This is a genomic window from Micromonospora sp. NPDC003241 (assembly GCF_053589795.1).
The window spans coordinates 68,915-92,985 of sequence record NZ_JBSFSO010000014.1 but is presented as its reverse complement, the minus strand read 5'-3'; the positions used below and the strand labels follow the sequence as shown (position 1 = coordinate 92,985).

Sequence of the window (24,071 nt, the reverse complement as noted above, 5' to 3'; positions counted from 1 at the left end):
CGCTCAGATCTTCGGCGTGGCGGCGCGGGCGGCGTCGAAGCGGGCGATCACGTCCGACCAGTTGACCAGGTTCCACAGCCGGTCCACGTAGTCGGGCCGGACGTTCTTGTACTGCAGGTAGTAGGCGTGCTCCCAGGCGTCGAACACCAGCAGCGGCGTCGATCCCTGACCGACGTTGCCGTGGTGGTCGTAGACCTGCTCCACGATCAGCCGCTGCCCGAGCGGTTCCCAGGCCAGCACGCCCCACCCGGAGCCCTGCACGCCCTTGGTGGCGGCGGAGAGCTGTCCGGCGAACGCGTCGAACGAACCGAAGTGCTCCTCGATCGCCGCCGCCAGATCGCCATCGGGACGGTCGCCGCCGTCCGGGGAGAGGTTGCCCCAGAAGATCGAGTGCAGCACGTGACCGGACAGGTTGAACGCGAACGTCTTCTCCAATCCGACCAGCGTGCCGAAGTCGCCCTTGGCGCGGGCCTCGGCGAGCTGCTCCAGACCGTCGTTGGCGCCCTTGACATACGTGGCGTGATGCTTGTCGTGGTGCAGCTCCAGGATCTGCCCCGACATCGCCGGCTCCAGAGCGCCGTAGTCGTAGGGCAGATCCGGCAGGGTGTAGACCGCCATGAGAACTCCTCCAGGGTTGCTGCCAAGATGATGCTCTTGCCACTATCTTGCAATAGAACCGACGATCGCGCGGCGAGGAGGGGCGGTTGACCACATCGGAGACCGACCGAGTGACCGCCGCCGTGCGGCGACTACGCCGTGCCGGCCTGCGCAACACCGCCGCCCGGCGAGGAGTGCTCGACCAACTCGCGCACGCGGTTGGTGATCGAGGGCACCTCACCGTGACCGAGCTGCACCACGCGCTGCTCGCCCGTGGTGTGGCCGTGGAACTGTCGACGGTGCACCGGGTGCTGCGGCAACTGGTCGAGCTGGGCATCGCCCACACCGTGCCGGTCGGCCGGACGACCACGTTCGGGCTCGCCGACGACGCGCACCACCACGCCGTCTGCGGCGCCTGCGGCGACATGCGGCAGTTGCCGGCCGAGACGGTCGAAGCCAGCCTGGCCGCCGCACGCGCCGTCGGGATCGACCCGGATCCGCCCGGACAGCCCAGTGGTGTCGTCGTCTACGGACGGTGCGCGGGGTGCCGGGCAGCAACCCGATAAGGGCCCAACCCGTCGGCGTACGGGCGGCACCGGCGACGGCGGGACCACCGCGCCCGTCCCGTGCCCGCGGCGCCGGCACGGGCAACCGCAGCGGGCTGGCCGACAGCTACCGACTGGCCCTGCGGGCGGCGGCACTGGCCAACGCGCGGCTCGACGATCTCACCGACGCGCGGACGCTGCTGGCGCAGCATCCCCCACTTCCCGCCGTCGTGGATGCCGACCTGCACAGGCTGCAGGAGGTCGGACATCGCCTGCGTCAGGTGTTCCAGAGCGTGACGGCAGGCGGTGAGCAGCAGGCGGCGGACGAACTCAACGCCCTACTGACCCGGTATCGGGTCCGGCCGATGATCTCCGGCACCTCGGCGGTCGACTGGCACATGCACGTAGCCGCACCCGGCACTCCGCGCTCGGTCGAGTACGTCGCCGCCGCCGTGTGGGGACTCTCCGTCTGGCTGTGTGAACGGGGCATCGACCGGCTCGGCGTCTGCGCGGACCCAGAGTGCCCGACCGCGTTCCTCGACGACAGCAGGAACCGGTGCCGCCGGTTCTGCTCCGACCGGTGCGCCACCCGCCACCACGTCCGCGCCCACCGTGCCAGACGCCGCGCCACCCGACCCTGACCACCGCCCGGAGCACCTCGGCCGGCCGGCGGGACCACCACGAGACAACCCTTACTGCAAACTCTTGGCAATTGCCTATGATAGGTGACTGTGCAGACTTCGACCGGCACTCCGCGCCCCATCACCCGCTACGGCACGCCCGTACTGCACCGCCGCTGCGCCGACGTGACCGACTTCGACGATGCCCTCGCCCACCTCGTCGCCGACATGTTCGCCAGCATGTACGCCGCCCACGGCGTCGGCCTGGCCGCCAACCAGATCGGCGTCGACGCCCGGATCTTCGTCGTCGACTGCCCCGACGCCACCGGCGCCCACACCGTCGCCACCATCGTCAACCCGGTCCTGCACCTACCCGAACACCGCGACCTGGTGACCGACACCGAAGGCTGCCTCTCCGTCCCAGGCCAACACGCCGAACTGGCCCGCTGCGCCACCGCCACCGTCACCGGCTACGACATCCACGGCCACCAGATCCGGCTGGACGGCACCGGCACCCTCGCCCGCTGCTTCCAACACGAGGTCGACCACCTCGACGGCCTCACCTACGTCGACCGACTCCCCACCAAACTCCGCAAACGCATCCTGGCCGCCAGCGCCGAACACCCCGGCGTCGGTGCGGGCACCGACCAGGACGACTGACCGATGCCGATCGTCCTGGGCATCGAAACCTCCTGCGACGAAACCGGCGTCGGCATCGTCGCCGACGGCGTCCTACTCGGCGACGCCCTCGCCACCAGCATGGACGAACACGCCCGCTTCGGCGGCGTCGTCCCCGAGATCGCCGCCCGCGCCCACCTGCACGCCGTCACCCCCATGGTCCGCCACGCCCTCGACCGCGCCGGCATCGGCTTCGCCGACATCGACGCCGTCGCCGCCACCGCCGGACCCGGCCTCGCCACCGCCGTCCAGGTCGGCCTCGCCGCCGGCAAGGCCTACGCCCTCAGCCTCGGCGTCCCCCTCTACGGCGTGCACCACCTCGCCGGCCACGCCGCCGTCGACGTCCTCGAACACGGTCCACTCCCTGACCGCTGCGTCGCACTCATCGTCTCCGGCGGGCACACCTCACTCCTGCTCCTCGGCGACCTCGCCCGGGATCCCGTCGTCCACCTCGGCGACACCGTCGACGACGCCGCCGGAGAAGCCTTCGACAAAGTCGCCCGCCTACTCGGCCTGCCCTACCCCGGCGGACCCGCCATCGACCGCACCGCCCGCGACGGCAACCCCACCGCCATCGCCTTCCCCCGACCGATGACCGGCCCGACCGACCCGCCCTACCAGTTCTCCTTCTCCGGCCTCAAAACCGCCGTCGCCCGCTGGATCGAGAAACACGGCGACCAGGCCGTGCCCATGGCCGACGTCGCCGCGTCGTTCCAGGAAGCCGTCGCGGACACCGTCACCCGCAAAGCCCTCGCAGCCTGCCGCGACCACCAGGCCGACACCCTGCTACTCGTCGGCGGCGTCGCCGCCAACAGCCGAGTACGCGCCCTCGCCGAACAACGCTGCGCCGCCGCCGGAATACGGCTACGCGTACCGTCACCACGACTCTGCACCGACAACGGCGCCATGATCGCCGCCATCGGCGACCTCCTCATCCGCGCCGACATCACACCCGACCGACTCGACCTCGGCGCCGACCCCTCCGCCGTCCTGCACGGCGCACTCCTGCAGGGCCTTCGCCCCTGAGTCAGGCAGGGGCACCCATCCCGGGGGCCTGTGCCGCACGGCCATTCTCGACAAGATCGATACGCCCAGACCCGTGGGCAGGACCCACGCGGCAGCCATCCGCCCCGGTCGTCGAGCAGAGCATCACGCGTGCGTAGGGACAACGCACCCGTCATGAAACGACGATCGTCCGCCTCCCTTTCAGGAAGCCGTCCTCGCCGCTGGAGTTCGACCCGGAAGGCACGAGATCAGGCGGGACGTGACCCGGATCGAGTGGATCACACCCGTTACGCCCCACTCTGGGCCACGCGTTCGTCGGAACCCCCCGCAGCCCCCTTCAGGCAGTCACAGACCAGAAAGAACGAATCCTTCGCTGGTCGGTGACCACGCTTGTCCAGAGCGTCCCGCCACACCAGCGACGCCGGCCCACAGGCCGAGATCGTTCTCCTCCCATAAAGGGCGATCCCGATCGCGGCACACGACGACGGCCGGTGCGCGACCTCCCCCTACTGTCGGCCGCCATAAGGGGCGGCGCGCACCCCCTAACCATCCTAGGAGGATCTCGGTCGCTGCCACTTCCTCGCTTCCGCCACTCGACCGAAGCCGTGGTACGGCAAGAGGCCCGAGGACCACGCCGCACCTGCCACACCACCGCCACCGAGCAGCCTCAGCGGTCAGCTGAAACCTGGCACTGGACTCCGAGCCTGTCCCAGCCCGACAGGCGCCAGCGGACTACTTGTCCGACTCGACCGCGAAGGTCCTTCGTAGAAAGGTCCGGTGTCGGGCAAGCAGAGTGACGATCTCGAGGATCCCCTGACCCAGTGGCTCAACAGCCAGCCGCAGAACGGTCCGCCACCATCCGCCCAGCGGCGGCGTGGTCTGCGATTTGCGTTCTACGGCCGGATGTCGACCGTCGAGCACCAGGACCGGGTGACGTCCCGGCACTGGCAGCGGGACTGCGCCACCGAGCTTGTCGATGGGCACGGGATGATCGTCACCGAATACTTCGACGTCGGCTGCTCGCGCCGCCGCAGCTGGCGGCAGCGTCCGAGGGCCGCCGCACTACTGGCCGCGCTCGACGACCCAGACCGCGGGTTTGACGCGATCGTGGTCGGCGAGTAGGAACGGGCGTTCTCCGCCAACCAACTGCAGCACCTGGCACCACTGCTCGAACAGCACGGCGTGCAGCTGTGGCTGCCGGAGACGGACGGGCCGGTCGACCACCACGACCCCACCCACCAAGCGCTGATCATGATGCTGGGCGCCCAGTCGAAACGTGAGGTGCAGCGCGCCCGGTTCCGGGTCATCATGGCGATGCGGGCCCAAGCGCGGGAGCAGGGGCGGTACCTCGGTGGCCGGCCGCCCTACGGCTACCGGCTCGTTGACGCCGGCCCTCATCCGAACGCAGCGCACGCCCGCTGGGGTCGCCGGCTTCGGCGCCTCGAACCAGATCCGGCCACGGCCGGACACGTGCGGTGGATGTACGCCCAACGCCTGGCCGGCCGGAGTCTCGCCAGCATCGCACGTGGCCTCAACGACGCCGGCACACCCTGCCCGTCGGGCGTCGATCGCGACCGTAACCCCCACCGCAGGGGCGACCACATGCGAGGGTGATCCCGACACCGACGCCGCCGACCACGATGACGCCGATTGCTCCCCGCGCATGCGAGGGTGATCCCGAGCGCCTCGGGGTACGAGGTGGTGAAAGAGTCTCCTCCCCGCGCATGCGGGGGTGATCCCGGGTCGTCGGCGTACTTGCCGCGCCGGGTTCCCTGCTCCCCGCGCATGTGGGGATGATCCCCGGTTCCGGTCGATGTCGACGGGGATGTTGAGCTGCTCCCCGCGCATGCGGGGGTGATCCCGAGCGAGCCCCCGACCGCAGGCACGGCCGAGGCTCTTCCCCGCGCACGCGGGGGTGATCCGGCGTGGCGTCGGTTCCGTCTGTGGGAGGACTGCTCCCCGCGCATGCCCTCGCGATCCACGAAATCGTCGACGGTGGGCCATCCTTCTACCCGGCATAGCTGATCTCGGCATCCATGACGACTAAACGAGTCGAGCGCCAAACAGGAGGGTGTGACCCCCTACTCGTCGAAGTTCATCAGGAGGTACAGGGTGGTGTGGTGTCGCCAGTGGGCAGAGATGCACTGGGCGGCAACCTGCGCCGGCTGTTCGTCGATGCGTCCGATAGGTGGTCTTAGCGGCGGCTTGTGATCGGTCGATCGCTGCGGTGCAGCAGCGCCGGGCACCGGCCGCGTTCAGGTTCATCATCTAAGCTCTTGGGTGAGTGGGTGGGCCTCGCCTGTGAGCGCCGAAAGGGCTTGAGCGACTTCGTAGATGTCGGCCCGTACGTAGGTGATGGTCGTGCTCGCGTCGGACCGGCCGTTGTGTCCGGCGAACGCGCGGGCGACGGCGTAGCCGAAGTTCCGCTCGACCCAGGTCAGGGTGGTGTGCCGGAGCCAGTGGGTGCTGATCTGCTGGACTCGCACCCACGGTAGGTGTCTTCCGATTCGTTGCCACAGGTAGTCGTACCGGCGGTGGGTGATGGGCTTTCCTGAGCGGTATCGGAACAGTTGGTCGGCGGGGCTTGCGCTCCCGCGTTCATCAGCGAGTTCGGCGAGTCGGTTGGCCAAGGTAGGCGAGATGGGCTGCCAACGGACACTGTCCCCCTTCTCGTGGAGGGCTACGACGGACTGCTCTGTGTCGAGGTCGGCCCGTGACAGGGCGAGTGCCCCACCGCGGCGGCAGGCCGTCTCTTCGTGAAACCGCAGGAGCAGCCCATCGAGATCGGGGTCGTTTCCTGTCGTGGCGGCAACGTCGTTGATAGAGCAGAGTTGAGCGTCTGACAGAGCGCGGCGGGTGCTGGGCTGGCGGCGGGGCTTTGGGACGCGTGTCGAGGGGTTGTCTGCTGCAGATATGAGCCCGTCGGCTACTGCGTGGCTGTAGAGGCACCTCAAGGCCGAGATCAGGTGTTCCGCTGCCGAGCGTCCGCCGCGCGAGTTACGTCGGAGTGTCCGCTGATCTTTCGTTGCTTCGACGAGTTGTCGGATCTCAAGTGGAGTAGCTTCGTTGAGCCGCCTACTCCCCCACGCATCTCGCACCTTGTTCCAGTAGCTACCGTAGACTCGAAGGCTTCCAGGCGAGACCGATCTCGATACACGGTCGATGTATTCGTCAAAGGTCGGAATAGATTTAGGCATCATAGCTAGGTTGATCAGTTGCTCTGGAGAGACACCCAACCGCGCGAGAAGGAGGCGGGCAGCTTCGATTTCAGCGCCGCCAGTGTCTCGTTCACTCATGACTGCGCCGCCTCGTCAGCCTGACCTCCCGTGAGGTGACACCCTGGTAGCAAATTGATAATCGACAGAACCATTTCGCCCTGCGCGGTGTCGACGTACGCTATCAGTCGGTCCTGTTTCTGAATTTGGAGGCGTCGACGGACGGAGGCGGGTATCCGCAGATGGCCGCGGTTTCCTATAGTTGAGTCGCCGCTGTGATGGCGTTTAACGGCCACACGACGTCCCTGCCATTCGATTTGGACTCGACAGCCCACTGTCCAGCCAATCGCGCGTACCATCCCGCGATTGGCGAGACGGCCACTGGAGTCGATGGACGATATCACCCAGCAGGTAGACGCCCGCCTTGCACGTCGAGCTACATCAGGAAGCGGTAGGCCGCCATGAACGAGCGCCCCACCGGCACCCTCGTCATTCGACGAGAGCCAGGCCGGCCTTGACGATCCGGACATGTTCAAATCTGGCACATCCAACATTCGGCCACTCCAACCGTCGCCTGAAGTTGTCGCAACAGAGCCTGAACACCACGACCCTGATTCACCCAGAGCCCTTGCCTCTTGAGGCGACGCAACAGGGCCACCCACAGGCTCAGGAATGTGAGGTCAAGTAGCTTTGATTCCAGCACTCTGCCTCGCCCAGGAAGCCGAGCCCCTACGCAGTCCCTCAGTTCACGTACACTATTTCCTGCCGGGCACAGTTATCAACAGACGCAGCTATCGTTGTCCGGATCATGAGGGAATGGCAGCCGATCACCCTCGCCTCAAGCTTGCGGGGTCGTCTGACGTTCAGGTCACAGGTTCGAGAGCCGGCTTCGTCTCGCGTTCGCCGGTAGTCAGTGCCAGGCCGGCAACCCGCCGACCCACCCTTCGAGAAGATCTGTTGCAACGACGGTCGGTATCGGATGGATCGCTACAGCGGTGGGTGTCCGCTCAGCCCCGTGCGTCGTCGGATGGCAGTCAGCATGGTCTCGATGTCGTGGCGGGCGAGCGCCGCTGGGTCGACGGCGGGGGGTGAAAGTGCCTGCTGGGCGGCGGATTGTGGTACGCCACCGACAGTGTGCGTGGCGGATCGAAACTCCGGATTTGGCTACCGCGAAGTCGTACCAGATCTCCAGCACATCGGTAGCGCCTGCCGGGGTGCCCTCGGCATAGCCGGCCGCCTAGAGAATACCCGCGAAGTGCCGGTTGAGGTTGGTGCGCAGGTTCTTCATGGCCGTGAACCCCCTACCGGAGGCCGCGCTATCTAACGATCACCGGCCGCCGCCTACAGCAACAAGCCCCGAGAGTCGGGGTGGGCTAACGTAAGTCATGATCTCGGGAGTCGATCGTTACCTCGTCCGGCCGGGCAGGGTCTCCCAGTCCGGAGCCGTGTGGGACACCGCGTCGGGCGATGACGGGTGCGATGCCGCGGGTGCGTAGCTGGCATCGGTACTTGTCGAAGTCGTAGCCGCGGTCGGCGTAGATCCTGTCGGGTCTGTGCCGGGGCCGGCCTCGGATGCCCTTGATGGGTGGGATCTTGTCGACCAGGGGCAGCAGTTGGGTGACGTCGTGGCGGTTGCCGCCGGTCAGCGCGGTGGCGAGGGGGATGCCGGCCGCGTCGGTGATGACGTGGTGTTTCGAGCCTGACTTGCGGCGGTCGACCGGGCTCGGACCGGTTTTGGGCCGCCCTTGAGCGCCCGGATGTGGGAGCCGTCGATCACCGCCCTGGACATGTCCAACTGCCCGGCGGCGCGAAGTTTGCCCAGCAGGACCTCATGCAGTCGTTGCCACACGCCGGCGTCGTTCCAGTCCCGCAACCGGCGCCAGCAGGTCATGCCTGAGCCGAAGCCGAGTTCCTGGGGCAGGTACTCCCAAGGGATCGCGGTGTAGAGCACGAACAAGATCCCGCACAACACCTTGCGATCATCGAGAGGCTTACGGCCCGGGAACCGATGACGCCGAGGCGGACGAGGCGGCAGCAGCGACGCGATCTCGGCCCACAGATCGTCCGAGACGATCCACGGCGGCTGCCCACCCCTCCTCACACCCAGACAGAACGACCCTCGCGTCCCGAGGACACGCCCACATCATTTCGTTAGGAGCTCTTAGTACTGCAACGGCAGTAGGCGAATCGAGTTCGGCTCGCGTTCGTTGGTCTGCCTGTGACGGATGTTGATGTCGATCGGTGGCATGGGGAGTTGGACCGGTTGCATGCGCGGATCGGTGTGCGTTTTCGTCGGTCGGAGCCTCGTCGGCGGGCGCGTCAGTACTTGTGCGGGTTGGTCTCGGGTCTGGGTCGTAAGAACGGGTGGACTCTGGCGGAGCAGGCCGGTGATGTGTCGCCGGACGGGATGCAGCGGTTGTTGCGGTGGGCGGACTGGGATGTCGACGCTGTTCGCGACGATGTGCGGGATTACGTGGTCGAGCACCTCGGTGATCCGGCTGGGGTGCTGATCGTTGACGACACCGGTTTCCTGAAGAAGGGCATCCGGTCGGCCGGGGTGCAACGCCAGTACTCCGGCACCGCCGGGCGGACGGAGAACTGCCAGGTCGGGGTGTTCCTGGCCTACCGCTCCAGCAGGGGCCACGCGTTGATCGACCGGCAGCTCTACCTCCCGGCATCGTGGACTGATGACCGGGACCGGTGCCGGGCAGCGGGGATCCCCGACGAGGTCGAGTTCGCCACGAAGGTGCAGATGGCCCGCACCATGCTGGCCCGTGCCCTCGATAGCGGGGTGCCGGTGGGGTGGGTGACGATGGACGAGGCCTACGGGCAGTCGAAGTCGCTGCGGGTGTGGCTGGAACACCGGGATGTGGGCTATGTGGTCGCGACCCGCCGCAACGACGACATGATCACCACCACGATGGGGCGGGCGCGTGCCGACGACCTGATCGCCGCTCTGCCTGCTCAGGCGTGGTGTCGGCTGTCCGCCGGCCCGGGCGCCCACGGTCCCCGCGAGTACTGGTGGGCACGAGTGCCGGTGCGGATCTGCTGGCAGCCCGGTCGCGGGCACTGGCTGCTGGCCCGGCGCAACATGAGCACCGGGGAGATCGCCTACTACGTCTGCTACGGCCCTCGCCGCACCCGCCTTGTCGACCTGGCCCGCATCGCCGGCACCCGCTGGGCGATCGAGGAGTGCTTCCAACAGGCCAAGAACGAAACCGGCCTTGATGAATACCAGGTCCGCGACTGGCGAGCCTGGCACGCCCACATCACCCTCGCGATGGCCGCCCACGCCTGGCTGGCCGTCGCCCGGTCCCTCACGACAAAAGGGGAACCGGTCCCGGCGACGACACGATGATCGGCTACACCGTACCGGAGATCCGAAGACTACTCACCGCACTTGCAGTGCGATCGACCCACCTACCCCAACAGGTCTGGGCCTGGTCCCGATGGCGACGACGCCGCCAACACCAAGCCCGAACCTGCCACTACCGACAACGCGGCTACCCCTAACCAACTGCCGTTGCAGTATTAGGCATCACGCGACGACTTTGCGGGTCCCTGCGTTTACCCCTTAGAGACGGTGGAGATTCCACCCAGAGCGAGCGCGAATACGTTCGCCAAGACCTCCCCCACCTCCGCATCCCTATCAATACGTGCTAACGCCTCGAATTTCGCCGGAGAGACGTCGATCGTCGCTACTGCACCCCGACCCCCACCACTTGCTAGAGGAAAAAGGATGGCGCATCGGTAAGAACGAATGATGCCACTTCTCACCTCCCGAATCAGCGGCAAAATCAGAGAGTCACCCTCTTTTACTTGAGCGCGTAAAGCGTCAACAGAACTCCACCGGGTGGCAAATCCACTGCTTTCTGCATCCCGCTGAATTTCCAACAATGACTCAAAACCAATGTGGCATACACGAAAATCCGGGTCCTGCCGCCCAACAATTGACATAGATGCCCACAAACCCCTTGCGATCAGCCCCGACAATACGCTGGGGCCGACATGTGACAGAATTCCATGTCGGCCCGCCGCGCTCTAGTTACACGAGCATGGATGGTGTTGAATAAAAATCGGTGTATCAGGGTCCAGGCGGCCATCTTTCACGCGGCCAACCACCTCATCCACCCTGTGATGCCCGCCAAGGATGCGCCCATCTGGCGACACGAAAATCCCATCGCCATGCCCAGCTTTGTTGATCCCATCCACAAGATCACTATTGTCTAGCATTTCGTGATACCACTGCGAAGCCGGGTCACGACTCGTCTGGCCCTGAGTATACCTGCCTTCAAGATCCTTGGCCTTGATCGTTTCGCCACAGTTGTGCACCAGAACCGGGGCCGTGCCGGCGAGCACATAGTACGTGTGGATGTCGGCGACGGTGAGGTTGTAGACGCGGGCGGGTTGAGTCCAGTGGCGTACGGTTCCGATCTTCGCGCGGCCGTCGGTGGGTGTGCGGAGCCACTGGCCTGCTTGGAGGTCCGCGGCGTCGACCCATTCGTCGAGTTCGGGGACCCAGAATGGGTGCTTGTCGGTGGCCACCAGGGTCGCAGTTGAGGGTGAGGGGCCGGTGCTGCTGTCGATCGTGACGGCGACGAGGTTCTTGTCTCCGTCTCCGGTGATCGTGTCGGTGACCTGCTTGGATGCGGTTTCGTTGTTCTCGGGGTCAGTGGCGAGGACCACGTCGCCGATGGTGATCTTCTCGATCGCTTTGGTGGTGCCGTCGGCCATGAGGACGGGGGTGCCGGGTGCAAAGCTGTTGGGGCATCCACGTGTCTTGAGCTTGGGTACCTTGGCGGGGATGGCCATGGTGCCGATGGTCAGTCCGTTGGTGGTGGCGGCGTAGGCGACGCCGCCCCAGTCGCCGCCACGGGCGGATTGGACTCCCGACCACCAAGTGCCACCGACGCCGACGACTGCCCCGTACAAGGACAGATAGACACCGGTGTAGCCGGAGTAGAACATGCCACCGAGATTCTTGAGTCGGTTGCCTGCGCTTCCCCAGTTGCCGTGCCATGCGTCGGAGGCGGCTCGTCCGGCTTCCGACCAGCCGCCGGTGACGTGCGATACGAGTCCCTTGGCCGCATCGAGGGCTCCGCGGCCAAAGTCCTTGGCGGCGTCGCGTACCCCTGCTCCGACGGACTTGGTGGCCTTTGTCGGGGTCGGCTTCTTCGGTGCCGGCTTCTTGACGACGGTCCACTTCTTCTTGGTGACGTTGTAGGTGACCTTCTGGCTGGACCCGCTCCAGTAGCGCGTTTCTTCGGATCCGCCGCCGGTGGCGAGTGGTCGGAGTCCGTCGGGGTCGCTGAAGCTCGTGGGGTTGCCGTTGGCGTAGCTGTAGCCGTGTGAATGCTGGGAGTCGAGGTGGTCGATGAGTGGGTCGATGCTGATGAAGCGGCCGATGCTCGCGTCGTATTCGCGTGCGCCGAGGTGGGTCAGGCCGGTGTCGTCCTCGGTGCCGCCGACGAAGCCCTTGGTGCCGAGCCAGGCTGTGGGGGCTGTGTTGCGGTGTTCGCCGTAGGGCAGGGCGCGGCGGCGCTGGCTGGCGAGGGTGGTGGGGTCGATCTGGACCTGGCCGGTGCCTTGGTGGTTGTTGATGACCCATTTGAGGTCGACGGTGTCGCGGACGGCGTAGTCGCCGTAGTAGCGGGTGCCGTCGGCCTGGGTGCCGCCGGTGGCCAGTTCGAGTTCGGTGCCGCCAAGGTAGAGGGTGGTCTTGTCGGGGGCGCGGGCGATGAGCCGGTTGCCGTCGGCGTCATACAGGTAGCTGGTGCTCTCGCCGTCCTCGGTGAGTGTGGCCAGGCGGCCTTCGGTGTCCCAGGTCAGGGTTTGGGTGTCGCCGGTGGTGGTGGTGCGGGTGAGGGTGTTGCCGGCGTTGTCGTAGGTGAACGACCGGGTGGGGGTACCCGCCTGAGGACCGACGGCGGTCACGTTGGTGACCGAGTGGGGCTGAGGTTGTCCTGCTGCGGGGCTGGTGTAGGTCCAGGTGGTGTCGGTGCCGCCGGGCTGCTTGTCGGTTTGGGTGAGCCGGTTGCCGATGGCGTCGAAGGTCCACTGCCGCCAGTAGGCGTCAGCACCGGTGCGTTGGGGTGTGACGCAGTTCCAGGTGGCTTCGGTCCACGCTTCGGTGAGGCGTTGGAGGTAGTCGTGGGTGAAGCACTCGACCTGGTCACGTACGCCTCCGGTTCTGCCGGCGATGACGCTGATCAGTCCGTTGTCGAGGTAGGCGTACTGGTTGGTGAACTTGTCGTCCCACGTGTTGGGGGTGGTCTGGTTCTCGGTGTCGGTCTGAGCGACGAGTAGGCGGCGGTCACTGGTGCCGTGCTGGGTGGTCAGTCGGATCCGCTTGCCGGTGTCGCCGAGGTAGGTGCGGTAGGGCAGGCCGTCGTAGGCGTAGTCGACGTTGTTCAAATAGGTCTGCGATCCGGAGGCCGTCGAGGTGAGCAGGCCCTGATCGAGGTAGGTGTAGGTCAGTGTTTCGGCGGGCAGGCCACCGACGCCGGGATGGCTGACGGTCGCGGGCGCGCCGTTGGCCTTGTAGGTCATCGAGGTGGTGTAGATGCCGGCGAGGGCGCCGTTGGCGGTGGATGGGGGGATCGTGATCGTGGTGGAGAGTGGCCGATAGGCGTCGTCGTAGGAGTCGACGCTGGTGGTGTAGGCGAGCCCGTCGGTGTCGTAGCGGGTCGACGCGGTCAGTTGCCCCTTGGCGACGGTGTCGTAGGTCCAGGAGGTCATGACGCGACCGGTGGAGGAGTCCTCGCGGGCCTCGGTGCGGCGGTTGAGGCTGTCGTAGGCGTAGTAGCGTCGCTGGCCACGTCCGTCGGTGGTTGCCTTAAGCGTCCCGTCGGTGTGGTACTCGCTGATGGTGGTGCCCGCGTCCGGGTCGACCGCCTGGGTTTGGCGGCCGAGCAGGTCGTAGGCGTAGGTCCACTGGTTGCCGTCGGAGTCGGTGACCGAGGTCAGTTCGTCCTGCAGGCTGTATCCGTAGGTGGTCTTGTCATAGGCGCCGTTGGTGTTCGACGTGTGATACTGGCGCTTCTCCACGACCCGGCCGTGGTCGTCGACGATCTCGCGGCTGGGGAAGCCACCCGCTGGTGGGGTGACGGTGGTCGAGTTCCAGGTGTAGGCGGTGGTGGTCTTCCACTTGAAGGCGTTCAGGGACCACGTCTCCGCTGCGGTCTGCCGGTCCCGGCCGTCGTAGGCGCGGCGGGTCTGCCGCTCGATCACCGCGTCAGCTGCGGTGACCAGGGTCGACGTCGGCGCGGAGTCGGTGTTCCAGAAGGCGGATTCCTTGACCGTCAGGCCCCGTTCGTCATAGACGCGTTCGGTGATGACCCGTTTACCGTCGGCGGCGGTCGCCTGGGTCTGCCGGTGCCTGAGCAGACCGTCGTAGATGTCGTACGAGTCGATCTGGTTGGCGTTCGGTCCCAACACGCGGGTACGGGTCCACGACGGTGCGGTCTGCGAGACGGTGTAGGTGTAGGCCGCGTCGGGGATTCCGGTGGTGTTGCCAGGGCTGGTGACCGTCAGGAGTCGGCCCAGGGCGTCGTAGGTGCCGGTGGTGACCTTGTCGTTGGCGTCGGTGACGGTCAGCGGCAGACCACGGGCCACGTCGATGCTGGTGGTCGCCTTGTGGCCGGCAGCGTTGGTGACCTGCATCTGGGTGGTCAGCCGGTCGCTGTTCTCGGTATAGCTGGTGGTGGTGCTGCGGTTCCATGCGTCGGTGGACGATGTGACCTGACCATGGGGGTCATAGGCGACGTTCTGCGCGGCGACCTGCCAGCCGCCGTCGACGTAGTTCTCCGTCTTGGTGACGTTGCCTCGTCCGGGCGCGCCGCCGTGGGTCAATCCGTCGTAGTAGTAGCGGGTGTCGCCGAGCAGGGCGCCGGGGGTCTGTCCGCAGCTGCCTGCGCGGACGGTTTCCTGTTTGACGAAATCGTACCGGTGGCCCGTCGGGTTGTCGGCGTAGGTGTAGGTGGTGCAGGTTTGGTCATCGGTGGCGGGGCCGCCCTCGTCGGAGACGGTCAGTGCCCGGCCGTAGGTGGTGTCGTAGCTGGTGTTGACCAGAGACCGCTGGGACCAGGCGCCGTCGACCAACTCCCACCGGATCTTCAGCTTGGTGCGGGTGATGTAGGACCTGTGGACGTTCGGCTCCGCCCAGTTCGTGGACAGGGTGCGGGTGCCGGTCGTGACAGTCCACGGGTCGTGTTTGAGGATCTGCACCACGCTGCCGCCGGCCCGGTCGTAGACCCGCTCGTTGAGCAGGTGCCCTCGCCGGTACTCGGCGTCCCCGGCCGCTCCCCCACCGACGACCGAGTCGAAGGGGGTCACCGTCACGGTGCGGGTACCCGAGTCGGTGCGGTCACCGCTGAGTCCCCGCAGGTACAGGTAGTCGACCTGGGAACGGGTGCCTGAGGTCGGGTTACCGACCCGCACGGTGACGTTGGTGTAGCCCGCCCAATCCGACCATGACCGCTTGTCCAGCGGCGCACCCCACACCGAGGCCCCGTTCTGGTGCGCCCACAGCACGTTGCTGGAGGAGTTCGCGGTGGAGTAGCTGTACTCGGTGGTGATCGGCGCTGACCCGCCGACCAGGTCGGACTCGACGACCCTGGTCACGATCCGCTTATGCCACCACGCCCACCCCGACTGCCCAGACGGGTTGGTGTAGTACTGCGGGAAGCACCGCCGCGGGTTGTTGTGCGGGACGGGGAAGGTGCCTCCGAATGCGCAGCCGGTGTCGTTGCCGGCGTAGGTGACATCGACCTGCCCACCGGTCTCGGTCCGCAGCCGCGTGATGCGGTACTTCTCGTGCGACTGCATCGTCGCGTTCGGGTCGTAGTCCGCCCGGTTCTGCGTCCTGGTCCCATACGTCAGCAGCTTCGGCAGGCTGATCGACCCGCCGGCGGTCTTACCGGTGTGCTCGATGCCTGACAGCCACAACACCGGTGACGGCGCCGACGGGAACGAGTGGTCGATCGCCCACTCGTCCACCACCGAGTACGCACCGTTCTTCAACACCTGCGTGGAGATCTTCGACACGCGGGTGCTCGACCAGAAACTCGGCGTCAGGTTGTTCGCGCACGGCGCGGCCGAACACTCCAGGTCCCACGGGGTGTCCGGCCAGTTGGCCTCGTTGCGGGTGCCACACGAGGTCGTCACGCACCGGTCGGAGTTCGTGAACACCACCCGCGCCGGCGCCGACACCGTCGCCGCGTCCGACCGGTGCGTGCCGTACTCGATCCGGTTCAGATGTACCGCCCGGTGGTAGGCGGCCGTGTTCGACGCCGAGTTCCTCAACCCGGTCCGGTTCTGGTGACGGCTGTACCAGTACGAGACCTCGTTGCCGTTGCGGTCGACGACGTAGTCGAGCATCCACCGCCAAGCCTGCTGACACCGCGACGCCGTCACCGACGCGCTGCTGAAACACGGCTCACCCGAGTGGTTCGCATACACCGGCACTACCGCCGTGGAGTTCGTGTCTCCCTTGCCGTTAGGCATCGTGTGTCGACCGAACCAGTACTCCGTGCCGTCGGTCGTGGTGACCTTCCAGTGCTCACCGTTGTTGTCGCTGTTAGCTCCGCCGGTCAGCAGCTCCACCTTCGACCCGTCGTCGTCCGCGAGTCGCCACTTCCCGTCACTGGCCAGCACGATCTCACTGGAGACGCCGTTGAGCATGATCTGTGCGTTCTGCTGCCGCCAGCACAGGTCCCCGGTGGACGCCAGAGCCGTCCAGTGCGGCGAGAGCACGCTCTCCGAGTCGTCCGCGCACGGACGATATGTCCGCTCGACGAACCCCGGGGTGTAAGTCCAGCCCTCACCGAACGTCGACGGCTGCATGTTCGACCCCGCCGTCTGCCCATCCACCGCACCCGAGCTGTACCCCATAGCGATGTCCGGCATCAACTCGCCCGGCACCGGCGGCACCGGCACCGGATAGGAGTAGGTGAAGTCACCCGAGTTGCCCGAGACCGCCCATGACGACGACGCCTTCAGGTCCGTCTTTCCGAAATCCCCCGCCTGCGACGACGAACCACTCGCCGCCAACACCATCACCTGGCCTGCTTCGACCGTCCGGGATTCGACGAGCCCCTCAATGCGAGCGTCCCGCGCCACCCTCGCCGGACCCGACAGGTCCACCTCGGCAGCGATCACACCACTCTTGCCGTCGTTGACGGCATCCAGCCACGTGACTTGACCACACGACTCCGCCTCCGGCGTGGTCAGCACGCACGCCGGCATCATCGCCAACCGCAACCGCCACGCCCAATCACCCCCATAGGCGTGCGCGAACCCCGAATAGTCCACCCGCACCTCAGCACGCCCCGACCCACCACCGTCGGTACGCTCCACCCGCATCGCCAGCGCCACACCGGCCCGCTGCGCGACCCCCCGATCGAAAACCTCAATCCGCACCTCGCTGGGCAACTCCGTCGCGTCCGCCAACGCCCGCCCCGACGACACACCCGCGACGTCGTCCACCGCCATCACCGTGACCGGCAAACCACCCGGCTTCGCCGTGCCCTGCAACCGCCGCGACCGATCCGTCGACGACGGCAAACCCACCACCGCCGACCCCGCCGAGGGCCACACCACCGGCTCACCCTCGAACACCGGCATCTCCGGGAACGGGTCCGGCTTCGTCGCCGCCTCCGACACCGGCACCGGCCGTTCCAGCCCATCCGGCTCGGCCGCCACCGCAGGGGCAGCCGCAGGAACCCACCCCACCAAGGTGGCAACCAGGACCCCCACCAGAAGAGGAGACAGGCGACGGATACGACGACGGGCCACAACGGCACGACGGTCAGCAGACACGCGAACTCCCGGGGGCAGGATGATCAACGAGGTGCGGCGAGTATCAGAGCAGCTCAGAGAGCTGTCAAGCCACGCATCAGATCAGCCGCATTCGAACCAAAGCAGTCACCCCGGCAGCTATCCAACACATGCAGTTATGGGGCCGAAACCCTGGGCAAGGGAGCATCTGTCCGACTTTGGGGGCTCGCCGCCCAGCCAGGCCGAAACATCCCCCGACAATCTGCGCCAAGGCGTGCATAAGGACTCAGCCGTGGCGTCCCTACTGGTCGGGTGCGTGGGCACCGCCAGTTGGCGTGCAGTAGAAGCTGGCGTCTACTGACCCGCTACGGGCACCCCAGATGATGACAACTCTGCTCGACGCGTCCACCGCCCGGACGCGTACCGCGCGCGCGGCGATCGTCTCCGCCGCCCGACGGCGGCCACCCAGCCCCCGCCTGGCGTTGACCGTCCTGCCGCCGCGCCAAGCCCCTGCGAACGTTGATTCGGGAAATGGAATCCGTCGACAGCAACCCCGAAATGGCAGCCCTCGATCGACAGACAGGAAACTGATGCCATTCGATTGGCGGGCGGGCGAGCCCGAACATCGTGCTGGCGCCAACCGCCACGAGAGTCGCTGCCGACACCCCCGACGGTTCGATTCTCATGGGCGCCCGTCTTTACAACCCGACGTATGGCCGTTTCCGATCGGTGGATCAGATTTTTGGGGGGTGGAACGCTAACTCGTACGAGTACTGCGTAGGAGATCCAGTCAACTGCGCCGACATGAAGTGCAAGGCAGGGCGATATCCGAACTGGAGTTGCAACTTCGCGGCCAAGTGGGGGCATGTAGAGCCACAATCGCTCCGGTGGTATTCGAGTGCCTCCGCGCTTGCGTCAGAAATTTTGGCGATCATAGCCGGACTAATCGGGAAAGGGCCCGGACTGGTGATTGGACTCCTAATCTGGGCACTCGGAAAGGCCCACATCTGGATCAAGAGCCGGATACTCAAGAATCACTGCGTCACCCACTCTGGCGCCTTCGGTATAAACTTGTTCATCCATGGGGCGGGTGTGACCGTCAACCTTCAAATGCAAATAAGGGGAGCTGCTGATGCGGACTCGACGAAAGGCGATCGGCTGGGGCCTACTGGCCCTCGCGCTTCTCTGGTTCGCAGGATCGGCTTTCACACTGGCTCGCGGTGAGGGGTGGTACTCGCCAACCTCCGGCTCTCTACAGTTCTTAGCCGGAGCGGCATTCACCTTTTCAGGAGTTCGCGAGTTCCGGAAAACGAAGCAATAAGGGGACGCGAATGCTAGTCAATCTGAACTAAGGACGTCTCGTAACTGGGCGAAGGCGCTGCCCGGCGCCGCGGCGGTGGTCAGCCGGCGAGGATGATGTTGTGGAGGTTGGCGATGCCGGAAGCGGCGTCGGCAAGTGTGTGGGCGGCGCGGCGGTAGTCGCGCAGGATCTTGAAGCACTTCATCCTGGCCAGGGCGTGTTCGACTCCCGCTCTGACGGTCCGGTGCTCGACGTTGAGGGCTTCTTTCCAGGCGGGTAGCGAGCTGCCGTCGATGGGTTTGCGGTACGGCATGATCACCTCGGGGTTGCCGCGGTAGCCGCCGCCGGCCATCACGGGCCGCCCGTCCAGCTTCTCGGCAACGCCCGAGGTCCGGTAGGCGATCGTGTCGGGGCGGTTGCCCGGCTGCGGGTCGCCGACGGCGATGACCAGACGGGTGGAGGCGTCGATGGCGACCTGCAGATTCGTCGAGTATCGGTAGTTCTTACTCCGGGCCGCTAACCGGTGGTCACGGGTCGGGACCAGAGTCCCGTCGACGATCGCGATCTGCGCGACCGGCCGCTTCCGCAGCGGCGCCAGTGCCAGCAGCGGCGCGAGGGTGTCGATCACCCGGTGCGGCCGCGGAGTGCGACACCCCGAACAGCGGACCGATCTGGCGCATCGTCAGGTTCGTCCGCCAGTACACCGCCACCAGCAACACCCGATCCGGCAGGTCGAGAGCCCATTGCCGGCCCGGCCGGCGTCAGCGATGCCGCACCGCCACGCTCGGCGACCAGCCGAACCAGCGTGCGGAACTGAGCAGGCTGCAGTCCGGTGAAAGGAAAGATCCACTCCGAGCGAGCTGCCGAGATCACCTGCACCCCGGCATCCTGCCCCACCATCCTCAACAGACAGACTCCCGGGGCTACGAGGTCCCGCTTCGCAGAGTTTTCGTCAGTCAGCAGTCCGCGCCTGCGCCGGCCCGCCTTGCATAGCCACAAACGTCGTGCACCCAGTAGTCCAGATACTTGGCCACGGCCTCGCGATCGGCAAGGTCCAGCGATAGCCACTCCCGCGCCGCCCGGACCATCTCAGCTGCGGCCTGCTCATGCTCGTCAGGCTTGAGCTCCACCCAGTCGGTAAGTTCGCCCCAGATGAGGTACACGTAGCCGGCCGGATCCACCTCGATCGACGCATGCGCAGACACCCCGTGGATGTCCAGCGCTACCTCGTAAGGATCCTCCGCAGCGATGAGACTCTCGGCCAGCACGGTGACCTCCCGCATGTAAGCCACCTCGGCGTCATCCTGCGCTGCGCCCGTCATGCCCCGAGGATCGCATCCGGACGCGAACCCCGCTCGGATTTACGAGACGTCCCTGAGAAGCGCTTGGGCGCCTGCGCCGCCATGCCCGAGCCAAACCTAGCCCTTCGCACCAGGGCGGGGTGGACAGCCGGGCTTCAACCCAGCGTCCACCCCGTCGGCGGTATAGGCGCCAGGAACAGCACCACCGGCAGGTTGCAACCCCAGGCAACCGGAAGCATCCAGCGACATCGAGGCAAATCGGTGGATGGCGGCAACGTCATCCACCGAGGTCCGAGACACCCTTTAGTCTGTCGCCATGACGGCGAGCCATGAAGTCATCGATCTGGATATGCCTGGCGCTAAGCTTGGTGACTCGGATGGGGGCCGCTCCGCCGGATTAAGGCCCGGACGGAAGGGCGCTGTCTACATCGTCGTTGCCTTGGTAGTCGGCTTGGCGCTCGGTAGCGTCGGTGGTGCCGAAGTGTGGAGTTCTCGCGAGGAAGGTACCGAGGCCAACACCGTAACACTGGTGGCCTTGCCAGGCTCGTCCAACAGTTGGGGCCGCTTGAACGGCGTCGGGACGGTGCGACTCGATGCGCAACTGGTGTTGGTCAACGCCGGCCAGGCACCCGTCATAGTGCAGGTAGATGAGGCACGGAAACCGGGCGTCCTGGTACGTGGTACAGGCCAGTCCTGGCTGGTCCGCCCGGGCGGAACGAGCTGGATCGACGTCGAGGTCACGCTCGAATGCGCAACTGCCTTCACGCCGGAGCCGCTGTCCGTCAACTTCTCCGTACAGACAGCCGACCAGCGGATTCGACGGACAAGTTATCCCCTCGCTCTACAGAGCAGCCCATGGCAGCGAGCGTGCGAGCCTCCACCCCGTATGGTGCCGGGTCCGCTCACAGCCACTCGTTGATCGCGGCGATGTGCACGGTGGCTTCGTAGCGCACGGCGAGCTTGTCGAATCGGGCGGCCACGGCGCGGTTGCGTTTGAGCCGGCTGATCCCCGCATTCCACGGCGTGGCGTTGCTTGTCCCGCTCGCGGTCGAAGGCCGGTGGCCGGCCGCCCTTCGACCCCCTTTTACGCCGGTTGGCGTCCTGATCGGCCTTCGACGGAATGGTTGAGTTCCCCACGCTCCCGCCGGTGCAACCGACGGGTCCTCCGCCCAGCCCTCCACGCTCAGCACCTCCAGATGCTTTGGAAGAGGTCGCAATTCAGCCCGAACCACGGGCGTCAGCTTTCAGGCGGAGCAGACACCGGAACTCGCTTGCGAGCATCGTGTCCCGTGGTCAGGCAAGGTTGCCCAGATCTACCAGTGTGCCACTGCGCTACCTCGGACGGACTGGTGGCGACGGTCGCTGGGACGGGTGTTTCATTCGCAGCGGTCCTCGGCGCCTCTACCGTGTGATTCGCAGCAGTCGGGGCGGTGCCGGTAGACCCGCAGGTCGTGTCCCTGGCGGTGGGCGACCTCGGTCGTGATCTGGTACAGGCAGGTCCGCCAGACGACGGTTTCCCCGCCGCCCACGACCATCCGTCGCCAGGTCCACCGCGCAGCAGCAGCCTCATGCCACCCACCGTAGTTACCCTGAGCCCCTGAGCGGAGCCGCGGACGTGAGGCCGGCACCGCAGGATCATCCGGCACCGATGGGGAGCTCGGCGACCGAACGTGTCAGTGAATCGCGTACGGCATCACGTGCGTGTGGCGGCCCAGGTCGGCACCGCCGTCACATGGCCCCGACCGCGGCGCGGTCGAGGCGCGGGCAGGTGTTGGCGTGGGTGGTTTACCTGCCGGCCTTCGCGTGGTACTCGTCGACGATCTCCTGCGGGATTCGTCCTCGGTCGGAGATGTCCTTGCCGGCCTTCTTGGCCCATGCACGGATCGCTTTGTTCTGCTCACGGTCGGTGCTGACGGTGCCGTGGCCACGCGCGGCGCGGCCACCGACTACCAATCCCCCTCGGCCGACCTTCGTACCGTGGGTGACATAGGGGGCGAACAGTTCACGCAGCTTGTCGGCGTTGCCGCTCGACAGGTCAATTTCATACTGCACGCCGTCGAGAGCGAACTTGACGGTCTCCTCGGCGTCTCCGCCGTCCAAGTCATCGATCAGCTTCTGAATGATTTGCTTCGCCACGGTGCGGCACATTCCCTTCGGGCAGGGTGGTTCTACGAACGTAGAGACACGGTATCCTGCGCGGCGTTTGCCGCATCAACCAGATGGACTCGGCACGGTTCGCGTCGCCTGCCTGGGCCTTCCGAAAACCACCCCTCGACCTGCCGCACCCTGGCTTCGGGTAGGTGAAGGGGTGACCCTGGTTGGCCTGGTCTGCGACTTATTGGAACGAGGGGCGACCTGTATTCAGTGGGCGGCCGGCTCGGCCCTCGGGTCTGCTGCACCGATAGGTGACATCTGAGTTGGCTTGCCCTGACGGTGAGCTGGAAGGATGTCGCTGTGCCCAAGCCCTACCCCCGAGAGTTCCGCCATGACGTTCTGCGGGTGGCCCATGACCGGGACCAGGGCGTGACCGTCGAGCAGATCGCGAAGGACTTCGGAGTCCACCACATGACGCTGTTCAAGTGGCTGCGCCAGGCTGACCTCGACGCGGGAGTCAAGCCGGGTGTCAGCGGCAGCGAGTCAGCCGAGCTGCGGGAGGCCCGCAAGCGGATCAAGCTCCTCGAACAGGAGAATGAGGTCCTGCGCCGGGCTGCGGCGTATCTGTCGCAGGCGCATCTGCCGGGAAAGGCTCTGCCCGCTCGTGAGCGAGCTGGCCGCCGACGGGATCGGCGTGGCGGTGACGTGCCGGGTGTTGAAGATCGCTCGTCAGCCCTACTAACCGTGGCGTGCCCGCCGTGTCACCGATGCTGACCTGGTGGCGGCGTATCGGGCGGGCGCGTTGTTCGACGCCCACCGTGATGATCCGGAGTTCGGCTGCCGCTTCCTGGCCGATGAGGCCCGCGCCGCCGGTCAGCCGATGGTCGAGCGCATCGCTTGGAGAATCTGCTCGGGCATGGGCTGGTGGAGTGCGTTCAGCAGGAAGAAGCGTCGGGGCAAGGGCGGTAAGGTCGGTACGCCGGTGCACGACGACCTGGTCCGGCGGGACTTCACCGCCGACGGCCCGAACCGGCTGTGGCTGGCCGACATCACCGAACACCACACCGACGATGGCAAGCTCTACCTCTGCGCGATCAAGGACGTGTGGTCCCACCGCATCGTCGGCTACTCCATCGACTCACGGATGACGTCGAGACTGGCCGTCGACGCCCTGCACGACGCCTTGGTGACGTGGCCGGCTGCGTGCTGCACACCGACCGCAGATCCCAATTCCGGAGCCGGAAGTTCGCCCATGCCCTGAGCCAGCACCAGATGATCGGGTCGATGGGCAGAGTCGGCGCCGCCGGCGACAACGCCGCCATGGAGTCGTTCTTCGGCCTGCTCCAGAACAACGTACTCGACCGCCGAACCTGGACAACCCGACAGCAACGTCGGACCGCGACCGTGACCTGGATCGAACGCACCTACCACCGCCGCCGGCGACAGCGGTCGTTGTCCCGGTTGACCCCCATCGAGTACGAGACGATCATGACCCCACCGGCCAGTCAGGCCGCCTTGACCTGCGAAGGTGAAGTTGTATTTGCTCGATGTGGTCACCAATGCCGGGAATTAGTAGAACCATGTCCCTGCGACTGGGACTCGTATAGGAAGAGGTAGACGCCAGCGTCTCCGCCTATGAGGAGCTTCTCGGAGTCGGGCAGCCATGTGCAGACGTACGTCATTGCGTTGACACGGACAGCTGCAGCTGCGACACCCCCCACTGGGTCCCATACACGGACCGACCCGTCCCAACCCGTGGTGGCTAGCCATGTGCCGTCCGGGGCGATGGCGCATCCGGTTACTCGGTCGGTGTGGCCGCGCAGGGTGTAGTTGATGGTGCCGGTTTGGGGGTTCCATATGCGGGCTGTTCCGTCGTTGCTCGTGGTGGCTAGCCATGTGCCGTCCGGGGCGATGGCGCATCCGGTTACTCGGTCGGTGTG

General features: G+C 66.3%; 14 protein-coding genes and 7 pseudogenes. 9 read left to right on the top strand and 12 right to left on the bottom strand.

The window, feature by feature from the left end; all coding sequences use genetic code 11:
- Positions 1-3: 3 nt before the first annotated feature.
- A complete protein-coding gene (locus tag ACWDVW_RS14340) occupies positions 4-618 on the bottom strand; it encodes a superoxide dismutase (RefSeq protein WP_449948258.1) in 615 nt (204 codons plus the stop codon).
- An 86-nt stretch (positions 619-704) separates the two neighbouring features.
- Between ACWDVW_RS14340 and ACWDVW_RS14335 the strand changes: the two genes are divergently transcribed.
- The 6 genes from ACWDVW_RS14335 (at position 705) to ACWDVW_RS14310 (ending at position 5,059) form a co-directional block, all read left to right on the top strand.
- On the top strand, positions 705-1,163 hold the full coding sequence (locus ACWDVW_RS14335; protein ID WP_449948255.1) for a Fur family transcriptional regulator: 459 nt from the start codon (positions 705-707) through the stop codon (positions 1,161-1,163).
- Entirely contained in the window at positions 1,142-1,783 is a 642-nt protein-coding gene (locus ACWDVW_RS14330; protein WP_449948252.1) for a CGNR zinc finger domain-containing protein, read from the top strand. The genes ACWDVW_RS14335 and ACWDVW_RS14330 overlap by 22 nt, the downstream gene beginning before the upstream one ends.
- Positions 1,784-1,873: 90 nt before the next feature.
- Entirely contained in the window at positions 1,874-2,422 is a 549-nt protein-coding gene (def, locus tag ACWDVW_RS14325) for a peptide deformylase (RefSeq protein ID WP_449948249.1), read from the top strand.
- A 3-nt stretch (positions 2,423-2,425) separates the two neighbouring features.
- A complete protein-coding gene (tsaD, locus tag ACWDVW_RS14320; RefSeq protein WP_449948247.1) occupies positions 2,426-3,466 on the top strand; it encodes a tRNA (adenosine(37)-N6)-threonylcarbamoyltransferase complex transferase subunit TsaD in 1,041 nt (346 codons plus the stop codon).
- A gap of 756 nt (positions 3,467-4,222) precedes the next feature.
- Positions 4,223-4,567: a hypothetical protein gene (locus tag ACWDVW_RS14315; RefSeq protein ID WP_449948245.1), complete on the top strand. Its 345-nt coding sequence runs from the start codon at positions 4,223-4,225 to the stop codon at positions 4,565-4,567.
- A gap of 60 nt (positions 4,568-4,627) precedes the next feature.
- On the top strand, positions 4,628-5,059 hold the full coding sequence (locus ACWDVW_RS14310; protein ID WP_449948243.1) for a hypothetical protein: 432 nt from the start codon (positions 4,628-4,630) through the stop codon (positions 5,057-5,059).
- Between the two features lie 650 nt (positions 5,060-5,709).
- Here the strand turns inward: ACWDVW_RS14310 and ACWDVW_RS14305 are convergent.
- Positions 5,710-6,741, bottom strand: a complete 1,032-nt coding sequence (locus tag ACWDVW_RS14305) for a tyrosine-type recombinase/integrase (protein ID WP_449948240.1) — start codon at positions 6,739-6,741, stop codon at positions 5,710-5,712.
- A gap of 1,349 nt (positions 6,742-8,090) precedes the next feature.
- A pseudogene (locus ACWDVW_RS14300) lies at positions 8,091-8,734 on the bottom strand (IS5 family transposase); the annotation flags it as partial.
- A 144-nt stretch (positions 8,735-8,878) separates the two neighbouring features.
- Here ACWDVW_RS14300 and ACWDVW_RS14295 point away from each other — a divergent pair.
- A complete protein-coding gene (locus tag ACWDVW_RS14295; protein WP_449948237.1) occupies positions 8,879-10,018 on the top strand; it encodes an IS701 family transposase in 1,140 nt (379 codons plus the stop codon).
- A gap of 683 nt (positions 10,019-10,701) precedes the next feature.
- Here the strand turns inward: ACWDVW_RS14295 and ACWDVW_RS14290 are convergent.
- From ACWDVW_RS14290 to ACWDVW_RS14280, 3 genes and pseudogenes are all read right to left on the bottom strand, one after another.
- Positions 10,702-11,034 (bottom strand): hypothetical protein, encoded by a 333-nt coding sequence (locus ACWDVW_RS14290; RefSeq protein ID WP_449948368.1) that lies wholly within the window; start codon positions 11,032-11,034, stop codon positions 10,702-10,704.
- A 9-nt stretch (positions 11,035-11,043) separates the two neighbouring features.
- Positions 11,044-11,334: pseudogene (locus tag ACWDVW_RS14285) on the bottom strand (polymorphic toxin-type HINT domain-containing protein); the annotation flags it as partial.
- Between the two features lie 470 nt (positions 11,335-11,804).
- Positions 11,805-17,418 (bottom strand): annotated as a pseudogene (locus ACWDVW_RS14280) (RHS repeat domain-containing protein); the annotation flags it as partial.
- 645 nt (positions 17,419-18,063) lie between these two features.
- Here ACWDVW_RS14280 and ACWDVW_RS14275 point away from each other — a divergent pair.
- Positions 18,064-18,660 (top strand): RHS repeat-associated core domain-containing protein, encoded by a 597-nt coding sequence (locus ACWDVW_RS14275; RefSeq protein ID WP_449948235.1) that lies wholly within the window; start codon positions 18,064-18,066, stop codon positions 18,658-18,660.
- 176 nt (positions 18,661-18,836) lie between these two features.
- On the opposite strand, the pseudogene ACWDVW_RS14270 reads toward ACWDVW_RS14275, so the two are convergent.
- From ACWDVW_RS14270 to ACWDVW_RS14250, 5 genes and pseudogenes are all read right to left on the bottom strand, one after another.
- Positions 18,837-19,615: pseudogene (locus tag ACWDVW_RS14270) on the bottom strand (transposase family protein).
- 77 nt (positions 19,616-19,692) lie between these two features.
- On the bottom strand, positions 19,693-20,058 hold the full coding sequence (locus ACWDVW_RS14265) for a hypothetical protein (protein WP_449948233.1): 366 nt from the start codon (positions 20,056-20,058) through the stop codon (positions 19,693-19,695).
- 881 nt (positions 20,059-20,939) lie between these two features.
- A pseudogene (locus ACWDVW_RS14260) lies at positions 20,940-21,159 on the bottom strand (IS5 family transposase); the annotation flags it as partial.
- A 254-nt stretch (positions 21,160-21,413) separates the two neighbouring features.
- Positions 21,414-21,607, bottom strand: a pseudogene (locus tag ACWDVW_RS14255) (hypothetical protein).
- Positions 21,608-21,822: 215 nt separating this feature from the next.
- Positions 21,823-22,173 carry a histone-like nucleoid-structuring protein Lsr2 gene (locus ACWDVW_RS14250; RefSeq protein WP_449948230.1) on the bottom strand — a complete coding sequence of 117 codons (351 nt, stop codon included), beginning with the start codon at positions 22,171-22,173 and terminating at the stop codon, positions 21,823-21,825.
- 318 nt (positions 22,174-22,491) lie between these two features.
- Between ACWDVW_RS14250 and ACWDVW_RS14245 the strand changes: the two are divergent.
- A pseudogene (locus ACWDVW_RS14245) lies at positions 22,492-23,643 on the top strand (IS3 family transposase); the annotation flags it as partial.
- A 41-nt stretch (positions 23,644-23,684) separates the two neighbouring features.
- On the opposite strand, the gene ACWDVW_RS14240 reads toward ACWDVW_RS14245, so the two are convergent.
- The coding region (locus ACWDVW_RS14240) for a WD40 repeat domain-containing protein (RefSeq protein ID WP_449948228.1) at positions 23,685-24,071 on the bottom strand (387 nt) is incomplete at its 5' end.